This is a genomic window from Nonomuraea sp. NPDC004702 (assembly GCF_053601695.1).
Map to the genome: position 1 here is coordinate 29571 of NZ_JBSGCE010000014.1, position 16742 is coordinate 46312.

13 protein-coding genes are annotated in these 16742 nt (G+C 70.9%); 4 read left to right on the forward strand and 9 right to left on the reverse strand.

The genetic code is table 11. The annotated features are described in order from the left end of the window. Positions 1-258 precede the first annotated feature (258 nt). A complete protein-coding gene (locus ACWEJ6_RS19190; RefSeq protein ID WP_452425066.1) occupies positions 259-1305 on the forward strand; it encodes a hypothetical protein in 1047 nt (348 codons plus the stop codon). 116 nt (positions 1306-1421) lie between these two features. Here the strand turns inward: ACWEJ6_RS19190 and ACWEJ6_RS19195 are convergent, their stop codons facing one another. The 9 genes from ACWEJ6_RS19195 to ACWEJ6_RS19235 all read right to left on the reverse strand — a co-directional run bounded on the left by ACWEJ6_RS19195 (position 1422) and on the right by ACWEJ6_RS19235 (position 13113). Continuing rightward, entirely contained in the window at positions 1422-3023 is a 1602-nt protein-coding gene (locus tag ACWEJ6_RS19195; protein ID WP_452425068.1) for an FAD-dependent monooxygenase, read from the reverse strand. A 1943-nt stretch (positions 3024-4966) separates the two neighbouring features. Continuing rightward, the gene (locus ACWEJ6_RS19200; RefSeq protein WP_352320345.1) at positions 4967-5257 is read right to left on the reverse strand and encodes an MTH1187 family thiamine-binding protein; all 291 of its coding nucleotides are present in this window, start codon (positions 5255-5257) and stop codon (positions 4967-4969) included. Positions 5258-5703: 446 nt separating this feature from the next. Further along, positions 5704-6033: a hypothetical protein gene (locus ACWEJ6_RS19205; protein ID WP_352320347.1), complete on the reverse strand. Its 330-nt coding sequence runs from the start codon at positions 6031-6033 to the stop codon at positions 5704-5706. A 10-nt stretch (positions 6034-6043) separates the two neighbouring features. Continuing rightward, positions 6044-6721, reverse strand: coding sequence for a uracil-DNA glycosylase (locus ACWEJ6_RS19210; protein WP_387668073.1), 678 nt, complete (start codon positions 6719-6721; stop codon positions 6044-6046). 69 nt (positions 6722-6790) lie between these two features. Further along, positions 6791-8164: a M1 family metallopeptidase gene (locus ACWEJ6_RS19215; RefSeq protein WP_449915951.1), complete on the reverse strand. Its 1374-nt coding sequence runs from the start codon at positions 8162-8164 to the stop codon at positions 6791-6793. 82 nt (positions 8165-8246) lie between these two features. Further along, positions 8247-9146 carry a carbohydrate ABC transporter permease gene (locus ACWEJ6_RS19220; protein ID WP_387668068.1) on the reverse strand — a complete coding sequence of 300 codons (900 nt, stop codon included), beginning with the start codon at positions 9144-9146 and terminating at the stop codon, positions 8247-8249. Further along, positions 9143-10516 carry an ABC transporter permease subunit gene (locus tag ACWEJ6_RS19225; protein WP_452425072.1) on the reverse strand — a complete coding sequence of 458 codons (1374 nt, stop codon included), beginning with the start codon at positions 10514-10516 and terminating at the stop codon, positions 9143-9145. The genes ACWEJ6_RS19220 and ACWEJ6_RS19225 overlap by 4 nt, the downstream gene beginning before the upstream one ends. 12 nt (positions 10517-10528) lie before the next feature. Further along, positions 10529-11857, reverse strand: a complete 1329-nt coding sequence (locus tag ACWEJ6_RS19230; protein WP_358283386.1) for an ABC transporter substrate-binding protein — start codon at positions 11855-11857, stop codon at positions 10529-10531. A gap of 8 nt (positions 11858-11865) precedes the next feature. Next, on the reverse strand, positions 11866-13113 hold the full coding sequence (locus ACWEJ6_RS19235) for an ABC transporter substrate-binding protein (protein WP_387668062.1): 1248 nt from the start codon (positions 13111-13113) through the stop codon (positions 11866-11868). Positions 13114-13243: 130 nt separating this feature from the next. Here ACWEJ6_RS19235 and ACWEJ6_RS19240 point away from each other — a divergent pair, with 130 nt between their 5' ends. The 3 genes from ACWEJ6_RS19240 to ACWEJ6_RS19250 are packed head-to-tail and all read left to right on the forward strand — an operon-like array spanning position 13244 to position 16742. After that, a complete protein-coding gene (locus ACWEJ6_RS19240; protein ID WP_387668059.1) occupies positions 13244-13750 on the forward strand; it encodes a PadR family transcriptional regulator in 507 nt (168 codons plus the stop codon). Then, the gene (locus ACWEJ6_RS19245; RefSeq protein WP_352349946.1) at positions 13747-14475 is read left to right on the forward strand and encodes an ABC transporter ATP-binding protein; all 729 of its coding nucleotides are present in this window, start codon (positions 13747-13749) and stop codon (positions 14473-14475) included. Before ACWEJ6_RS19240 ends, ACWEJ6_RS19245 begins: the two co-directional genes overlap by 4 nt. Further along, a complete protein-coding gene (locus ACWEJ6_RS19250) occupies positions 14472-16742 on the forward strand; it encodes an ABC transporter permease (protein ID WP_387646026.1) in 2271 nt (756 codons plus the stop codon). The genes ACWEJ6_RS19245 and ACWEJ6_RS19250 overlap by 4 nt, the downstream gene beginning before the upstream one ends.

The following is a 16742-nucleotide window of genomic DNA, read 5'->3' on the forward strand; positions in this document are numbered from 1 at the left end:
TCACCCGCACCCCCCTGCCGGAGGTCCTCCGCCTCTCCGGCCTCGCCACCCCCTGACTGGACGGCCTCCGCCTCCCGGTCAGACCTCCGCCCTCACCCGCGCCAGCCCCTGAATCTCCTGCCTCCGCCTTCCCCGGTGGTTGTCCACAGGGTGGGGCCGGTCGGCGGGTTCGTCCCCAGAACCGGGTTCGGCCGCACCGCGGCCGGCCCGGTTCCGGATCCTGGGTGCCTCACCACGTTTTCGAAGGCGAGGCACCTCATGAAGATCGTTCTGCCGCTCCCCGCCATGCTGACCTCACTGTTCGTCGTAGCCGTGGAGCACCTGCCGTTCGACGTCGACACCTTCGTCCCCTGGCGCGTCCCCGGGCCGTACCGGAAGGCGGCCCGTGACGCGCTCGACACCCCGCCCTCCCTGGCCGTCACCCATGTCCCCGCCCCCTGGCGACCGGCCGGCCTCACCCTCACGGGCGACGAACGACGGCGGCTGCGCCGGGCCGGGCAACACGTGCTGGTGTCCACCACCGCGCCCCCACGCCGCCTGCCAGGCAACGTGCAGACCGCCAGAGCCGTCGCCCGCGCCCTCGCCCGCCAGTGCGACGGCCTGCTGATCGACCCGTCCACCGCCTCGGCCGTGCCCGCCTGCCCGAGGTCGCCGGGCGAGCCGGAAGACTTCCGCCTCGGCGACGACTGGCTCACCTGGGACGTGCAGATGCGCGACGACGCCACCTGTCCGCCGTGGGACCCGTCCGAGACGGCCGCCTGCGACTGCCTGCGCGTCACCTCGCGCGGCCTGCGCCGCTTCGCGCTCCCGGAGATCACCCTCGACGGCGCCGCCTGCGCCCACAGCCTCTGCGCGACCGCCCTCCTCCGATTGGTGGCCCATCGCCTGGTCGCCGACCAGCTCGCCCACCTGCGGGTGCACCCGCTGGCCAGCTGCCACGAGATCGACGACCTCCTGCGGATCCAGCCGTCCGGCGCTCTGCGGGGCGTCCCGCCGTTCGGCGTACGGCTGACCCCGTGCGACGCCGACCTCGGCGTCCCCGGCGTCCCCGGCGTCCCCGGCGTCCCCGGCGTCCCCGGCGTCCCCGGCGTCCCCGGCGACCTCGCCGGCCTTGGCGAGCTGGGTAGCTCGGGCGCCATCCGCCGCCTGAAGGTGGGCCCCGCCCCCGGCAGCGGCCGGCTCACCTGTCTCAAGGTGGGGCCGCCGTCCGGCTTCACCGGCTCGGTCAACGACTGGCTGCGCGTCGCCGGAAGCCTCGACCTGACCTCCGCCGACCATCCCGCACGCCCGGCCCTCGCCGCCTGACCCTCGCCCCCGCGAGACGGCCAGACCCATGGAGCACGTACGTGCCTCCCCGCCCATGCGCACGTTTCACGACCCCGGCGAAGGCCATCGGGCCCGGTCCGGCGAAAGGCAGGTGGTCAGCGATGCAGGATCCGGGTGAGGGCCTGGTCGAGCGTGGACAGGGGGTCCGACGTGGGGCGAGGGGCGCGCCAGGCCACGTACCCGTCTGGCCGCACCAGGACAGCGCCGCCTTCCCGCACCCCGTACCGTTCCCGCCAGCGGCCCTCCACGTCCACCAGCTCGTCGTCCACCAGGATGCGGGTGAGCTGCACGCCCAGTCGCTCCTTGACCACGCGGCCGGCGTCCATCCAGACCTGGCCGCCGCACTTGTCGGCCAGCAGGACGAAACCCGAGCCGAACAGGTCGATGGTCGAGATGCGCTGCCCCTCCCAGTCGAGCACGACGTGCGGGGCGCGGCTGCCGGGCCGGCCGCTCGGGACGCGCGGGTCCTCCAGGAGCGAGCCGTCGTCGCCGGGCTCCTCCAGGACGGCGGCGGAGTGGTACCGGTAGCCGAGCATCGCCTGCAGGAAGTCCTCCAGGGGCTCGGGGTAGTCGGAGCGCTCGTCCACGGGCATCCGCACGCTGAGGTTGGCGAGCTGGGCGTCGGCGGTCAGGGCGCCGATCGGGCGGCGTTCGGCGTCGTAGGTGTCCAGGAAGCCGGGGCCGGCCTGTCCGCTGAGCACCAGCCAGAGGCGCCAGGCGATGTCGCAGCCGTCCTGGAGGGCGGTGCTGCCGCCCTGGCCGCCGGTGGGCGGCATGGTGTGGGCGGCGTCGCCGGCGAAGAAGACGCGTCCGGCGCGGAAGGTGTCGGCCACGACGTGCGCCAGGCTGAACGTCGCCGTGTCCAGCACCTGCACGTCCAGGTCCGGGATGCCGGTTCCGGCGCGGATGAGCTCGACGCAGCGCTCGTCGGTGAGGGCGTCTGCGCCGCCGTCCGGGGAGGGGTTCTGGTTGATGCCGAGCACGTGCGCGCCGACGCCCGTGCCGGTCACGATGACGCCGGTGAACGCGTCGTTGTGGAGGTACCAGACGATGACCTCGCGCTCGTTCACCAGGCCGGTCAGATCGGCGTCGAACATGATCGAGCGCATCTGCACCAGGTCGCCCCTCCCGGAGGTGGGCACGGCCAGCCGCTCGCGCAGCGGGCTCCGGTGGCCGTCGGCCGCCACCACGTAGTCGGCCCGTACGACGCTCTCCTCGCCGTCGGCGGCGCGGATCACGGCGGTGACGCCGTCGTCGTCCTGGTCGAGGGAGATCAGCTCGGTGGAGAAGCGCAGGTCGGCGCCGAGCTCGTCGGCGTAGGCGCGCAGCACCCGCTCGACCTCCGACTGAGGGGCGCCCACGCGGGGCACGGGGGTGAGGTCGGCCAGGGCGTCGAACTCGCCCGTGTCCTCGAAGATCATCTCCGGATCGGGGTCGGCCAGCGTCTTGGCGATCGCGATGCGCATGGAGTCGCCGATGCCGATCCAGATGTCGGCGAACGTCTGCTCGATCCCCGGCAGCGGCCGCAGCAGCTCGACGGCTCGCGGTCCCATGCCGAACGCCTTGGGCTGGATGGACGTGCTCGGGTGCCGCTCGACCAGAATGACGGGCACCTCGCGCCACGCCAGCAGCGCGGCAGCGCTCAGGCCCGCGTACCCGCCGCCGACCACCAGCACGGGCACTCGCTCTTGTCTCATTGCCTCCACCTCCGGGCACGAGTAGTATCGCGTTCTCCGATCAAGCGACACGATATGTCGCGTTTACGGAGACGGTCAAGACATATCGCGAATCCCGACATTCATCGGAGCTCTGCGCTCCCTGAAAGGAGCACGCCGCAGTCTGGGCGCGAGGCCAAACGGCCGCTGCCCGCCCCGCTCGCAAGCCCGCCCAGCGCCGGCATCACCAGAAGGTCGAGCGGTTGCGCTTGAATCCAACCTTCGGCGCCACGTACCCGCTACGGGATTATTCGCCATCCTCGGCTACGAGGGCTCCCGGCCACGTCCGCTACGGGGCTCCGGGCTAAGTGTGCGCTACGGGGCTCCGGGCTAAGTGTGCGCTACGGGGCTCCGGGCTACGTGTGCGCTACAAGGGCTCTGCGCCATGTGTCTGCCGCAGGGGCTGCTGTGCGCGGCGTGCCCGCTGCAGGGCTCCTCATCACGTGCCAGCTACGGGAGGTTTCCTGCCCTGTGCCGACCGTGGGGGCCGCGCCGCGTGCCCGCTGCGCGGCTCCACGCCACGCGCCCGCTCCTGGGGCTCCGAGCCCTGTGACCGCCGTGGGGGTTGTGCGCCGGGTGCCCGCCCCGACCATGTGCCGCCCCGACCATGTGCCGCCCCGACCATGTGCCCGCTACGCGCAGGGTTGTGCGCCACGTCGTACTGCACGGCTCCTCGCCACGCCCAGCTATGGACGGCTCCGTGCCATGTGTCGGCTACGGGACGGGCGCGCGCCGCATGCCTGCTGCGCGGTCCTTCGCCACGTCTCGCCGTGGACAGTTCCGCGCCATGTGAGCGCCGCAGAGCTGCGCGCCGCATGCCCGCTGCGGGGCTCTTCACCCATGTGCCCGCTATGGGAGGTTTCCTGCCTTGTGCTGCCGTAGGGGCTGCGCGTTGCGTGCCTGCTGCGGGGCTCCTCGTCCCGTGTCCGCCACGGGAGGTTCCTGCCCTGTGCCCGCTTTGGGGGATGTGCGTTGCGTGCCGGCTGCGGGGCTTCCCGTTGTGTGTCCGCGACGGGACGGTTGCGCGCCGCGTGCCCCTACGGGGTTCCTCGCCACATCCGACTGTGGGAGGTTCCTCACCGTGCGCCCAGCTGCGTGCTCAGCCGGCATCCGCAGATCGTGGGCTTCACGGTACGAGGGTGCGGCCGGGAGTTCCTGTGCGGTGCGGGCTGTCGCAGTCGCAGGCCGACTATCGCCTTCCCGAACCGGATGGCCAGATGCCGATGGCATACCGCTTCTGGGGGCGCTCAGCTGTCGAAGTGCAGGCGGAGTGTCAGCTTCGGGGCGGGCAGGCGGGCAGGCGGGCGGCTGCGGGCCGGGTGCGGGCCGGGTGTCGGTTCTCGGGCCGCCGCTCAGGCGCCGGCCGATGGGGGCGGCTACTGGGTCGGTGGTGGGGTGCTGGGCATGGGGCGGGGACGGCCTTTTGGGCAGCTGTGCCCCCGTGTCGGGGTGCTGGCTGGGGACGGTTTCCAGGGGAGCCGCTCAGGCGCTGGCCGATGGGGGCGGCTACTGGGTCGGTGGTGGGGTGCTGGGCATGGGGCGGGGACGGCCTTTTGGGCAGCTGTGCCCCCCGTGTCGGGGTGCTGGCTGGGGACGGTTTCCAGGGCCGCCGCTCAGGCGCTGGCCGATGGGGGTGGTTACTGGGGCGGTGGTGGGGTGCTGGGCATGGGGCGGGGACGGCCTTTTGGGCAGCTGTGCCCCGTGTCGGGGTGCTGGCTGGGGACGGTTTCCAGGGCCGCCGCTCAGGCGCTGGCCGATGGGGGCGGCTACTGGGGCGGTGGTGGGGTGCTGGGCATGGGCCGGGGGCGGGCGGCTGTTGGGCGGCCGCGCTCAGGTGGCGGGGTGCTGGCTGCGGGCGGCCTGGGGGAGGCGCTGGGGGGAGGTGTCTTGCTTGGGGCTGGCGTTTTCTGCGTGGGAAGGCGGGGTCAGGGGAGGTGGCGTTCGAGGCTTTGGAGTTTGGTGGTCATGCCGTCCGTCACGCCGGGGCGCAGGTCGGCCTTGAGGACCAGGCTGACTCTCGGGGCGACCTCGGAGACGGCGTCCACCGCGCGCCTGACGACGTCCATGACCTCGTCCCACTCGCCCTCGATCGTGGTGAACATCGCGTCCGTGCGGTTGGGCAGGCCGCTCTCGCGGACCACCTTGACGGCGCGGGCGACCGGCTCGGCGACCCCTTCGCCGACGCCCAGCGGGGTGATGGAGAAGGCCACGATCATGGCGACAGATCCCTCGGAGAACGGAAAGAGCCCGGACGAGACGATCGTAGCCGGGGCGAAGAGCCACGACGCGGGTGGGGCGCCGTGGCTGATCGCCGTACGTCAGAGGTCACGACGTGATGGGCGCCGTACAACGGAGCCGCGGCGCGGATGGGGCGCCGTGGCCGGTCGCCGCACGTCGCAGGTCACGACGCGATGGGGCGCCGTGGCCGGTCGGCGTACGTCGCAGATCACGACGCGATGAGGCGTCGTGGCTGATCGCCGTACGTCGGAGTCGCCACCTGGGCGGGGCGTCGTGGCCCGTCGGCGTACGTCGGAGCCGCGGCGCGGTGGGGCGTCGTGGCCGGTCGGCGTATGTCACGTCACGTCACGCCACACCACGTCAGGTCACGTCACGCCACACCACGTCAGGTCACGTCACGCCACACCACGTCACGTGCGAGAGGTCACGCGTGGTCGTGGTCGTGGTGGTCCTCGTCCTCGTCCTCGCTCGGCCCCTCGGACGGCTCCACCCCGAGAACGGCCTCACGCGGCTCGATCTCGGTGATGTGGTCCACGAGCTGCAGCACGTGGTCCGGCTCGATCAGCCACTGCAGCGCCGAGGCGCCGGTCTCGTCGGAGTTGACGAGGTCGGCCTGCTCGGAGCGCTCCTCGTCGCTGAGGTCGGCGTCGGGATGCCGGATCTCGGCCAGCGCCGCCGCCTGCAGCGCGTTCACGTCGAGCACCTCCACGGTCAGCTCGACCGTAAGGCGCAGGTATTTCGGTTCATCACTCATGGCGACGATGCTAGGGCAGCTTCCACTCGACAGGTGCGGCGCCTTGCTGGGTGAGCAGCTCATTGGCGCGGCTGAACGGCCGCGAGCCGAAGAAGCCGCTGCGCGCCGACAGCGGGGACGGGTGCGCCGACTCGATGCGCGGCACGCTGCCGAGCATGGGCGCGAGGTTGCGGGCGTCGCGGCCCCACAGGATGGCGACCATCGGCTTGTCGCGGGCCACGAGGGCGCGGATGGCCTGCTCGGTGACCAGCTCCCAGCCCTTGCCCCGGTGGGAGGCGGGCTTGCCGGGCATGACGGTCAGGACCCTGTTGAGCAGCAGCACGCCCTGCTCGGCCCACGGGGTCAGGTCGCCGTTGGCGGGGCGGGGGAGGCCGAGGTCGGACTCCATCTCCTTGTAGATGTTGAGCAGGCTCCCGGGGATCGGCCGCACCTCGGGCGCCACCGAGAACGACAACCCGACGGGGTGGCCGGGCGTGGGGTAGGGGTCCTGGCCCACGATCAGCACCTTGACGTCGTCGAAGGGCTGGCTGAACGCCCGCAGGACGTTGGGGCCCGAGGGCAGGTACTGCCTGCCCTCGGCGATCTCGTTGCGCAGGAACTCACCCATCAAGGAGATCTGCTCGGATACGGGCTCAAGAGCCTGAGCCCATCCGGCTTCGACGACTTCATGCAAAGGACGACCGGCCATGGCCGTGAAGCTTATCTAGGTCTGGTACGGCTTGCCGCCCAAACGCACGCGCAGGCCGTACCGGAATGATCACAACGACGGCTTGCCGGGCTGGAAGAGCCAGGCGTCGAAGAGGGCGTCGAGCTGCCTGCCGGACACGCGTTCGGACAGGGCGACGAAGGCGGCGGTGTCGGCGTTGCCGTACTTGTGGTCGTTCGCCCAGGTGCGCAGGATCGTGAAGAACGCGTTGTCGCCGACGGTCCGGCGCAGGACGTGCAGGGTCGCCGCGCCGCGGTCGTAGACGGGGTCGTGGAAGAGCGCGGCGGCGCCGCCGGGGTCGGCGGTGGGCGTCTGCCAGAACTCGTCGTCGGCGGGCCTGGCGTAGACGCCGTCGAAGGACGTCTGCACGGTACGGCTGCCGATCTTCTCCAGCCAGAGCCATTCCGCGTACGTCGCGAAGCCCTCGTTCAGCCAGATGTCCCGCCATAAGGTGGGCGTCACCGAGTCGCCGAACCACTGGTGGGCCAGCTCGTGCGCGAGCAGCGACTCGCCGGGCACCACGGGGTAGATGGGCCGGGTCTGGGTCTCCAGGGCGTAGCCGACGTTCGGCTCGTGGTCCACGATCCCGCCGGTGGAGGAGAAGGGGTACGGGCCGAAGAGCGAGCTGAAGTAGTCCAGGACGGGGGCGTGACGGGCGGCGAAGTCCGTCGCCGTGCCGGCGAGCTTGGGGTCCACGGCGGTGATCACCCGGTAGCCGCCGGACCTGGTGTCGGTGAGCTGGAACTTGCCGATCGACACGGTGGTCAGGTAGCTGGCCATGGGCTCGCGGGCGTCCCACACGTAGGTGGTCCGGCCGCCGGCCGACGTCCTGGCCACCAGGTCGCCGTTGGCCACCGCGACCCTGGTGCTGGGCACGGTCACCGAGAACCGGTACGTCGCCTTGTCCGACAGGTGATGGTTGCCGGGGTACCAGGTCATCGCGCCCTGCGGCTCGTTGGCGTTGAAGACGCCGTCGCTGGTCCTGATCCAGCCGTCCCTGGAGCCGTCGGGGTCGAGGACGTGGGTGGGCCTGCCGTCGTACCGGACGACGACGGAGAAGCCCTGCCCGGAGGCGAGCGCGGCGGCGGGGGTGACGACCAGTTCGTCGCCGCTGCGGGTGAAGGCGGCGGGCCGGCCGTCCACGGTGACCGAGCGTACGGACAGCGAGCCGGACAGGTCGAGGTCGAAGCGGCTGAGCGCCTGGGTGGCGCGGGCGTTGACGGTGGCGACGCCGGTCAGGACGTTGGAGGAGGGCTCGTAGTCGAGGGCGAGGTCGTAGTGGCCGGCGTCGTAGCCGCCGTTCCCCTGACCGGGGAAGTACGGGTCGCCCGCCCCGGGCGAGCCCGGGGTGCCGCCGAGCGCGGCGGCGGGGGTGAGGGGGAGGGAGATGAAGGCTGCTGCGGCGAGGGCGAGAAGACGCTTCATGAACAATCATCGGAGGTCCGGAAGGACGTGTTACGGGCGCCCGCCTGCCCCCCTCGGGAGGCGGGCGCCCGCCGGGAATGGCCTACTTGACGGAACCGGCCATCATGCCCTGGACGAAGTACCGCTGGAAGGCGAAGAACAGCACCAGCGGGATGATCAGTGACAGGAACGCCCCCGAGGAGAGGATGTCGACGTTCGATCCGAACTGCCGCATCTGGGACTGCAGGGCCTTGGTCATCGGCTGGTTGTCGGTGTTGGCGAACACGAGCGCGATGAGCATGTCGTTCCACACCCACAGGAACTGGAAGATCCCCAGCGAGGCGATGGCCGGCTTGCCCAGCGGGAACACGACCTGGGCGAAGATCTTCCACTCGGGTGCGCCGTCCATCCTGGCCGCCTCCAACAGGGAGGCCGGGATGCCGACGAAGAAGTTGCGCAGCAGGAAGATGGCGAACGGCAGGCCGAACGCGGTGTGGAACAGCACCACGCCGGGGATCGTGCCGAAGATCCCGACACCGCCGTAGAAGGCGGCGACCGGGATCAGCGCGATCTGGATCGGCACGATCAGCAGGCCCACCACGACCAGGAACGCCGTGTCCCGGCCCCGGAACTCCATCCACGCGAACGCGTACGCCGCCATGGCCGCGATGCCGATCACCAGGATCGTGGTCGGCACGGTGATGGCCACTGTGTTCCAGAACGACGAGGTGAAGCCGCTGGCCAGCAGGTTCTTGTAGTTGGCCAGGGTCAGCTCGGCGGGCTTGGTGAAGATCGTCCACCAGCCCTCGGCGTTGTTCACCTTCACCGTGCGCAGGGAGACGACCAGCAGGCCGAGCGTCGGCACCAGCCAGAACAGGCCGAGCACGATCATGATCACCTGGACGGCCCCGCCGCCGAGGCGGTCCACGATCCTGCTCGCCACGCCCCTGCGCGGCGCGCCCGACTCCAGCCGGTGAGACGCCTTCACGGTCGCGGTCGTCATGTGTCTTCCCTTCTGAACCGGCGGATGTTCATGATCATGAAGGGGAGGACCAGGATGAGCAGGAACACCGCGAGTGCGCTGCCGAGCCCCTGGTTGTTCCCGCCGCCGAACGACACGCGCCACATCTCCAGCGCGACCACGTTCGACTGCGGCTGAACCGAGGCCGGCGCGATGATGTAGACCAGGTCGAAGACCTTCAGCGTATTGATGATCATCGTCACGAAGACGACGAGCAGCACCGGCGACAGCAGCGGCACGGTGATCCGCCGGAACACCTGCCACTCGGTCGCGCCGTCGATGCGGGCGGCCTCCAGGGCGTCCCGCGGGATGGCGGCGAGGCCGGCGGCGATCAGCACCATCGCGAACCCGGCCCACACCCAGACGAACGCGCCGATGATCGCCGGCGTGATGAGCGTCTGGCCGAGCCAGGTCAGGCCGCCGTAGCTGGCCTGGAAGTTCGACGCCGGCAGCCGCACGACGTAGGAGCCCGCGGGCAGGCCGTCGAAGCGGAACGTGCCGTCGTCGGCGGTGGTGGCGGTGCCCGCCACCTTGCCGTTCTGGACCGCCTCGACGGTGATGCCGGGCAGGCCCTTCTCCGTCGGGTCGACCGCGCCGCTCTTGCCGCCGCCGCCCTGGGTGAAGTCGAACCAGACGGTCCCCGACAGGCCGTCGCCCGAGGGGGCGCGAGCGGTCTGGGCGTTGGACGGCATGGTCTGCGGCTTGACGCCGACGATCGGGATCAGCACCGGCCGGCCCGCCTGGGCGGGCTCCTTGGTGACGACCGCGCCGTTCTGCTCGGTCACGGGAGACTCGTCGCCGCCGCGCGGCCGGGCCTCGGGGTAGCCCTTGGAGGAGGAGAACGTGTCGTGCACGGTGGTGAGCACGGCGTTGGCCAGGCCCTTGTCGGGGCTCTCCTCGTACACCAGGCGGAAGATGACGCCCGCGGCCATCAGCGAGACCGCCATCGGCATGAACACGATCAGCTTGAACGCCGTCGCCCACTTGATGCGCTCGGTCAGCACCGCGAAGATCAGGCCGATCGTGGTGACCACGATCGGCGCCACGACCACCCAGATGAGGTTGTTGCGGATCGTGACCAGCATGCCCTGGTCACTGAAGATCGTGGCATAGTTGCCCAGCCCCACGAACCCGCTGCCCGAGGCGTCGAACAGGCTGCGGAAGATGGAGTAGACGATGGGGTAGACCACCCAGACGCCGAGCAGCAGGGCCGCCGGCAGGAGGAAGGCGATGGCGACCGCCGGCGATGGGCCGAGGCGTCGTCTCGTACGGGGGGTTTCAGCCGGTCCTGCGGAGGGCCCGCCCGCGATCTTCGCGGGCGGGGCCGCCGGGCCGTCCAACCGTTCGGTCACGGCCTTACCTCTTTACTTCCAGGCCTTCTTGGCCTCGGCCTCGAGCGCCTCCTGGGCGCCCTTGACGTCGCTCGGGTTGCGCAGGAAGTCCTGGAGGACCTTCCACTCGCCCTTGCCGTCGGTGCCGCCGAAGGCGCTCGGGGCCAGGTCCGACATGTCGTAGCGGACGGCGTCGCCGGCGGAGACGATCGTCTGGCCGAGCTGCTTGGTCAGCTCGTCGGGGTAGTTGTCGGGGGAGACGTTCTTGTTGGGCGACAGGTAGCCGGGGAGCTTGGCCCAGATCTCGCCGCCCTCCTTGGAGGCCAGGAACTGCACCAGGGCCATCGCGCCGGGGGAGTCCTTCATGACCACGGCCACGTCGCCGCCGAGCACGACGGGGGCGGTGTCGCCGGCCTTCGGGAACGGGAAGTACTTGGCGCCCTCGCCGACCTTGGCGCCGTCCTGGGTGGCCTGGGTGGCGACGAAGTCGGCCTCGATGACCATGGCGGCCTTCTTGTTGCCGTAGACCTTGGTCACGCAGGTCGGGAAGTCGGTCTGCAGCGCGCCGGAGGCGCCGTCCAGCACGAACTCCTTCTTGCCCGCGATCTGCGCGATCTTCTCCAGGGCGGTGGCGACGCTGGCGTCGGTCCAGGGGATCTCGTGCTTGGAGAGCTTGTCGTAGTTCTCCGGGCCGGCGCTGGACAGGTAGACGTTCTCGAACAGGTCGGTCAGCGTCCAGCCGGAGGCGCCGCAGAGGGAGAAGGGCGGGGTGCCGGAGTCGGCGATGGTCTGCCCGGCCTTGATCAGCTCGTCCCAGGTCGTCGGCACCTGGACGCCGGCCTCCTCGAACGCCTCGGAGCGGTACCAGACCAGCGACTTGTGCGCGGCCTTGATCAGCACGCCGTACACCTTGCCGTCGGCGGAGCCGAGCTCCTTCCAGTACGGCGTGTAGTTGGTGTCGATCTCCTGGGTGACCTCGGCGGACAGCGGCTTGAGCGCGTCCTGCTTGGCGTACTGCTGCACCAGACCCGGCTGCGGCAGGATGGCGACGTCCGGCGGGTTCTTGCCCTGGATGCGCGGGCCGAGGTAGGCGCCGGTGTCCTCACCCGTGGAGGCGTAGGTGACGGTGGCGCCGGTCTTGTCGGAGAAGGCCTTGAGCACCTGCTCGAAGTTCTTCTGCTCCGCGCCGGTCCACTTGGCCGCGACCTCCAGCTTGACGCCTTCGAGCGTCTTGGCGCCGGCGGCGGAACTGGCCGGCGCCGACTCCGAGGCGGTGGGGGTCGTCGTCGTCGGGGCGTTGCCGCAGGCGGCGACGGCTACCGCGAGCCCTGCCAGGACTACTGCTGCACTGGCTTTACGCATGGCTTGCCTCACTGGGTTCTGATGATCTCTTCGAGTTCTGACTTCATGGAGGCCGCGACGTCGTCGGCGGACTCGTTCTCGGGGTCGGCCAGGGCCTTGGCGACCGAGCTGGCGATCACCAGGCTCACCTGGTTGTAGTTGGCGCTCACCGGCCGTGGTTTGGCGGCGAGGATGCTCTCCTTGAGCACCGGCAGGTACGGGAACCGCTTGATCAGGGCCGGGTCGTCGTACAGCTCGGTCCACACGGGCGGGAAGGAGCCCTCGGTGAGGACGCGGCGTTCGTTCTCCAGGCTGGTGAAGTAGCGGATGAACTGCTGTGCGGTCTGCTGGTGCTTGGAGTAGGCGCTGACGGCCAGGTTGATCCCGCCGAGGGAGCTGGATCCCTGACCGTTGAGTCCGGGCAGCCGGGTCACCGCGAAGCGGTCGCCCAGCTTGGCCCTGGCCGGGCCGTAGGCGTGCGGCCAGTTGCGGGCGAAGGCCAGCTTCCCGTCCTGGAAGGCCAGCCGGGTCTCCTCCTCCTTGAAGGACAGGGAGTCGCCGGTGATCCAGCGCTCCCGCAGCCCTTGCATCAGGAAGTCGAGCGCGATCTTCCCCTTGGCCGGATCGAGGGTCACTTCCGTGCCGTCGTGGTTGAGAATCTGCCCGCCCGCCGACTGCACTGCCTCGGAGAAGTTCACGGTCAAGCCTTCGTAGGCCAGGAGTTGGGCCGCATAGCCTCCGATGTCCCGCTTTTTCGTTACTTCTCGCGCTTTATCGCGAAGTTCCGCCCAGGTCTGCGGCGGCTTCTTGATGAGATCGGTCCGGTAGTAGAGCAGTCCCGCGTTGCTGGTGTACGGGACGGCCCAGAGCTTGCCCTTGTAGACGGCCGTGTCCACGACGGGCGGCAGGAACCTGTCGAGCGGGAACAACCCGCGCTCCAGGGGGATGATCCAGCCGTTCTCCGCGAACTCGGCGGTCCACACCACGTCGAGCCCCAGCACGTCGTAGCGGTTGCTCTGGGCCTGGAGGTTGGCCACCATCTGGGCGCGTTGCTCGTCGGCGGCCTCGGGCAGCTCCAGCAGCGTCACCTTCTCGGCCGGGTGGGCCTGGTTCCAGCGGTCCAGCAGGGGTTGCAGGTACGCCGTGGTGTCGCGTCCGGTGGCGAAGGTGATCGGGCCTGTGCCGCCCGTCCCCTTCTCGCCGCTGCCCTCGTCACCCGCCACCGTGCATCCGGCCGCCAGCACGACGACCAGAGCGAACGAAAGCGGGCGCAGCACTCTGTTTCCTCCACAATCAGCGGGGTTACATACGTGTTAGGTAGATGCATTCATGTTATGCACACCTGTAATCTGATGGTCAACGGATACCTACGTAACGCTCACGTAACACAAAGCGGGGAGGTGAGGCGTGCGGCTTCACCTGCTGGCGCTCCTGGCCAAGGAACCGGCCCACGGCTACGAGCTCAAACAGGCCCTTGAACAGACGTTCGGCAGCGCCTACCCCTCCCCGAACATCGGGCAGATATACGTGACGCTCGGCCGGCTGGAGAAGGACGGGCTGGTCAGGGCCGTCGACGTCGAACAGTCCAACCGGCCGAACAAGAAGGTCTACTACCTGACCGCCAAGGGCCGCGACCTGCTCACCATCTGGGTCGACGAGCCCACCGAGGGGCCCAGGGTGCGCGACGAGTTCTTCATGAAGCTCGTGCTCGCGCCGCTCACCGGCATCGCCGACCGGATGGCGCTGATCAGCCGCCAGCGCCGCCACTACCTGTCGCTCATGGGCGACCTCAACGACCTGCTCTCCCGTACGGAGCCTGCCGACCGGGTGGCCCTGCTGCTGATCGAAGGGGCCATGCTGCACCTTCAGGCCGATCTTGACTGGCTGGAGCGATGCCAGGAGGATCTGGCATGAGCTCGGTCCTAAAAACGGTCAATCTGGTCAAAATCTACCAAGATGGCGCAGTGCCGGTGCCGGCCGTGCGCGGGGTGGACCTCCAGGTCGAGCCGGGCGAGTTCGTCGCGGTGATGGGGCCGTCCGGCTCGGGCAAGTCCACGCTCGTGCACATGCTCGGCGGCCTCGACGCGCGCACCAGCGGCGAGATCTGGCTCGACGGGCAGCGGGTCGACACCCTCTCCGAGAGCGCCTGGGCGCTGCTGCGGCGCAAGAAGGTCGGCTTCGTCTTCCAGTTCTTCAACCTGGTCGCCAACATGACCGTCGGCGACAACGTCGAGCTGCCCGCGCTGCTGGCCGGGGCCTCGCCCAAGGTGGCCCGCGAGCGGCGCGAGAGCCTGCTCGGCGCGCTCAACCTGGCCGACCGCGCCGGGGCCTCGCCCGCCCAGCTCTCCGGCGGCGAGCAGCAGCGCGTCGCGCTGGCCAGGGCCCTGGCCAACAAGCCCAGCCTGCTGCTGGCCGACGAGCCCACCGGCAACCTCGACAGCCGCAACACGCGCGACGTGCTGCGCCTGCTCAGCGACGTGCACAAAGAGGGGCAGACGATCGTCATGGTCACCCACGACGCCCGGGTGGCGGGCCTGGCCGACCGGCTGGTGTCGCTGTTCGACGGCGAGATCGTCGACGACGGCCGCATCGCCCGCCGCCGCACCCGCACCGCCGGCGAGGTGATCGACCTCCGATGAGCACCACCCTGGCCGGAAGCCGGTGGATCAAGGCCGACCTGCGGGCCAGGAAGGGCCAGGCGGTGCTCACCGTGCTGGTCGTGGCCGGGATCGTGGCCGCCCTGATCACCGCGGCGACCCTCCTGGAGGACGGCACCAACCCGTGGCGCAGCCTGTCGGCTCAGACCGACGGCGCCCACGTCTGGGTCTACACCGACGACGACCCCGACGTCGCCCTGGGCGGCATCGACGGCGTCACCGGCACCGCGGGCCCCTACCGCTCGGCGCCCGTCACCGTGGCGCAGGAGGGCAAGAAGGAGCCCGCGTCGCTGCGCGCGATGCCCGCCTCGCCGCCCCGGGTGGCCCATCCCGTGCTGGCCGAGGGCAGGTGGCTCGACGGCTCGCAGCCCGACGGCGTGGTCGTCGAACACTCCTTCGCCAGGTCGCTGGGCCTGGCGATCGGCTCGCCGTTCACCGTCATCGCGCTCAACGGCGAGCGCCACACCCTGTACGTGCGCGGCATCGCCGACTCCGCCGACCAGGGCTTCTACCCCGAATGGACGCCCGGGCTGGCCTGGGTGCTGCCCGCCACGCTCGACCGCGTCGAGCCCATGCTGGGCCGCAGCGAATGGGTCACCGGGCTGCGCCTGTCCGACCCCGACGCCAGCCAGGTCGTGGCCCAGCGCGTCGTGGTGATGCTGGAGGACAAGCTCCAGCGCGTCTACACCTGGCGCGAGGTCAGGGCCGCGATGGAGCTGGACAACCGGCTGCTCGGCACGCTGCTCGCGCTGTTCGGCGTGGTGGGCATGGTCGCGGCGGCGCTCGCGCTGGCCAACGCCGCCGGCGGCCGGGTGCTCGGCCAGCTCCGCGACCTGGCCACGCTCAAGTCGATGGGCTTTACCGGCGGCCAGGTCGCCCTGCTGCTCCTGGTCGAGCACGGCGCGCTCGGCCTGCTCGGCGTCGGTCTCGGCGCGCTGGCGGGCTGGGGGGCCACGGCGGTGGTGCTCGGCACGTACTCGGCCGCGCCGGTGCCGGTGCTGGCCATCGTGGCGGGCACGGCGCTGGTCGTCCTGGGGGCGGTGGGGGTGCCCGCCTGGCGGGGCGCGCGCACGCCGCCGATCCCCGCCGTGCCGGCCTCGCCGCCGCGCGGCCACCTGTCCCGGCTGGCCCGGCTCGGCCTGCTCGTACGCCTCCCGCCCGCCCTGATCCTGGGCACCCGCGACGCCTTCACCCGGCGCGTGCCGGCGTTCCTGACGGCGTTCGGCCTGGCCGTGCCGATGATGATGATCACGATCGGCCTCGGCGTCTGGGCCACCCTCGACAACTTCCTCAGCCACCCAGAACAGGTCGGCCAGCACGCCGGCCTGTACGTCCGCCCCGGCAAGCAGATGGAGTCGGCCGAGGCCCAGCGCATCGCCGAGCGCGACCGCGACGTGCGCGCTGTCTACCCGGGCAGCGACGTCAACGCCCTGGCCCCGGGCGAGGCCCGGTCGGTCCGGGTGCGGGCGGTCGGCAGCTCGACCGACCCCTACCCGTTCCCCGTGATGGAGGGCAGGGGCTACGCCGAGCGCGGCGAGGCGGTCGCCGGGCAGGGGCTGCTCGACCTGCTCGGGGTCAGGATCGGCGACCGGGTGCGGCTGACCGTGGGCGGCTCGCCGCTGATCGTCCGGATCGTGGGCCGTACCGTCGAGCCCGACCTGGACGGAGAGGTGCTCTCGGTGGGCCTGGACAGCCTGGCCGCCAAGGACTCCGTGCCGCCCCAGTACTACGCGCTGGCCCTGCGGCCGGGCGCCGACAAGGCGGAGGTGCGCGCCAGGCTGCTGGCCGAGTCGGGGGAGAACCTCGACGTGCAGGCCGCGGTCAACCCGGCCGACCGGCTGTCGATCATCAGAGTGGTGATCGTGGCGCTGATCGCCGTGCTGGCCCTGATCGGCCTGGCCAACCTGCTCACCGCGAGCGCGATCGGCCTGCGCGACCACGCCTTCGACCTGGCCGTGCTCAAGGCCATGGGGCTGACGCCACGCCAGGTCATGGCCACGCTGGTGACCGGCACCGGCCTGCTGGTCGTGCTCGGCGTCGGCGCCGGCACGGCGGTGGGGGCGTCGGTGGTGGTGGGGCTGATCGACCTGCAGGGTCACACGAGCGGCGTGGGCGCGGGCATCGGCCGCGCGCCCTCGCCGGTGACGCTGGCAGTGGCCGTGGTGACGGCAGTGGGCACGGCCCTCGCGGTGGCGCTCATTCCCGCCCGCCGCGCGGCCCGTGCCCAGGTGCCCGTCACGTCACGCTGA

Coding starts and splice junctions, on each gene's coding strand:
- ACWEJ6_RS19220 (WP_387668068.1), bottom strand. CDS start 9,146: ATGACGACCGCGACCGTGAAGGCGTCTCACCGGCTGGAGTCGGGCGCG.
- ACWEJ6_RS19250 (WP_387646026.1), top strand. CDS start 14,472: ATGAGCACCACCCTGGCCGGAAGCCGGTGGATCAAGGCCGACCTGCGG.
- ACWEJ6_RS19200 (WP_352320345.1), bottom strand. CDS start 5,257: ATGATCGTGGCCTTCTCCATCACCCCGCTGGGCGTCGGCGAAGGGGTC.
- ACWEJ6_RS19230 (WP_358283386.1), bottom strand. CDS start 11,857: ATGCGTAAAGCCAGTGCAGCAGTAGTCCTGGCAGGGCTCGCGGTAGCC.
- ACWEJ6_RS19195 (WP_452425068.1), bottom strand. CDS start 3,023: ATGAGACAAGAGCGAGTGCCCGTGCTGGTGGTCGGCGGCGGGTACGCG.
- ACWEJ6_RS19205 (WP_352320347.1), bottom strand. CDS start 6,033: ATGAGTGATGAACCGAAATACCTGCGCCTTACGGTCGAGCTGACCGTG.
- ACWEJ6_RS19210 (WP_387668073.1), bottom strand. CDS start 6,721: ATGGCCGGTCGTCCTTTGCATGAAGTCGTCGAAGCCGGATGGGCTCAG.
- ACWEJ6_RS19215 (WP_449915951.1), bottom strand. CDS start 8,164: ATGAAGCGTCTTCTCGCCCTCGCCGCAGCAGCCTTCATCTCCCTCCCC.
- ACWEJ6_RS19190 (WP_452425066.1), top strand. CDS start 259: ATGAAGATCGTTCTGCCGCTCCCCGCCATGCTGACCTCACTGTTCGTC.
- ACWEJ6_RS19245 (WP_352349946.1), top strand. CDS start 13,747: ATGAGCTCGGTCCTAAAAACGGTCAATCTGGTCAAAATCTACCAAGAT.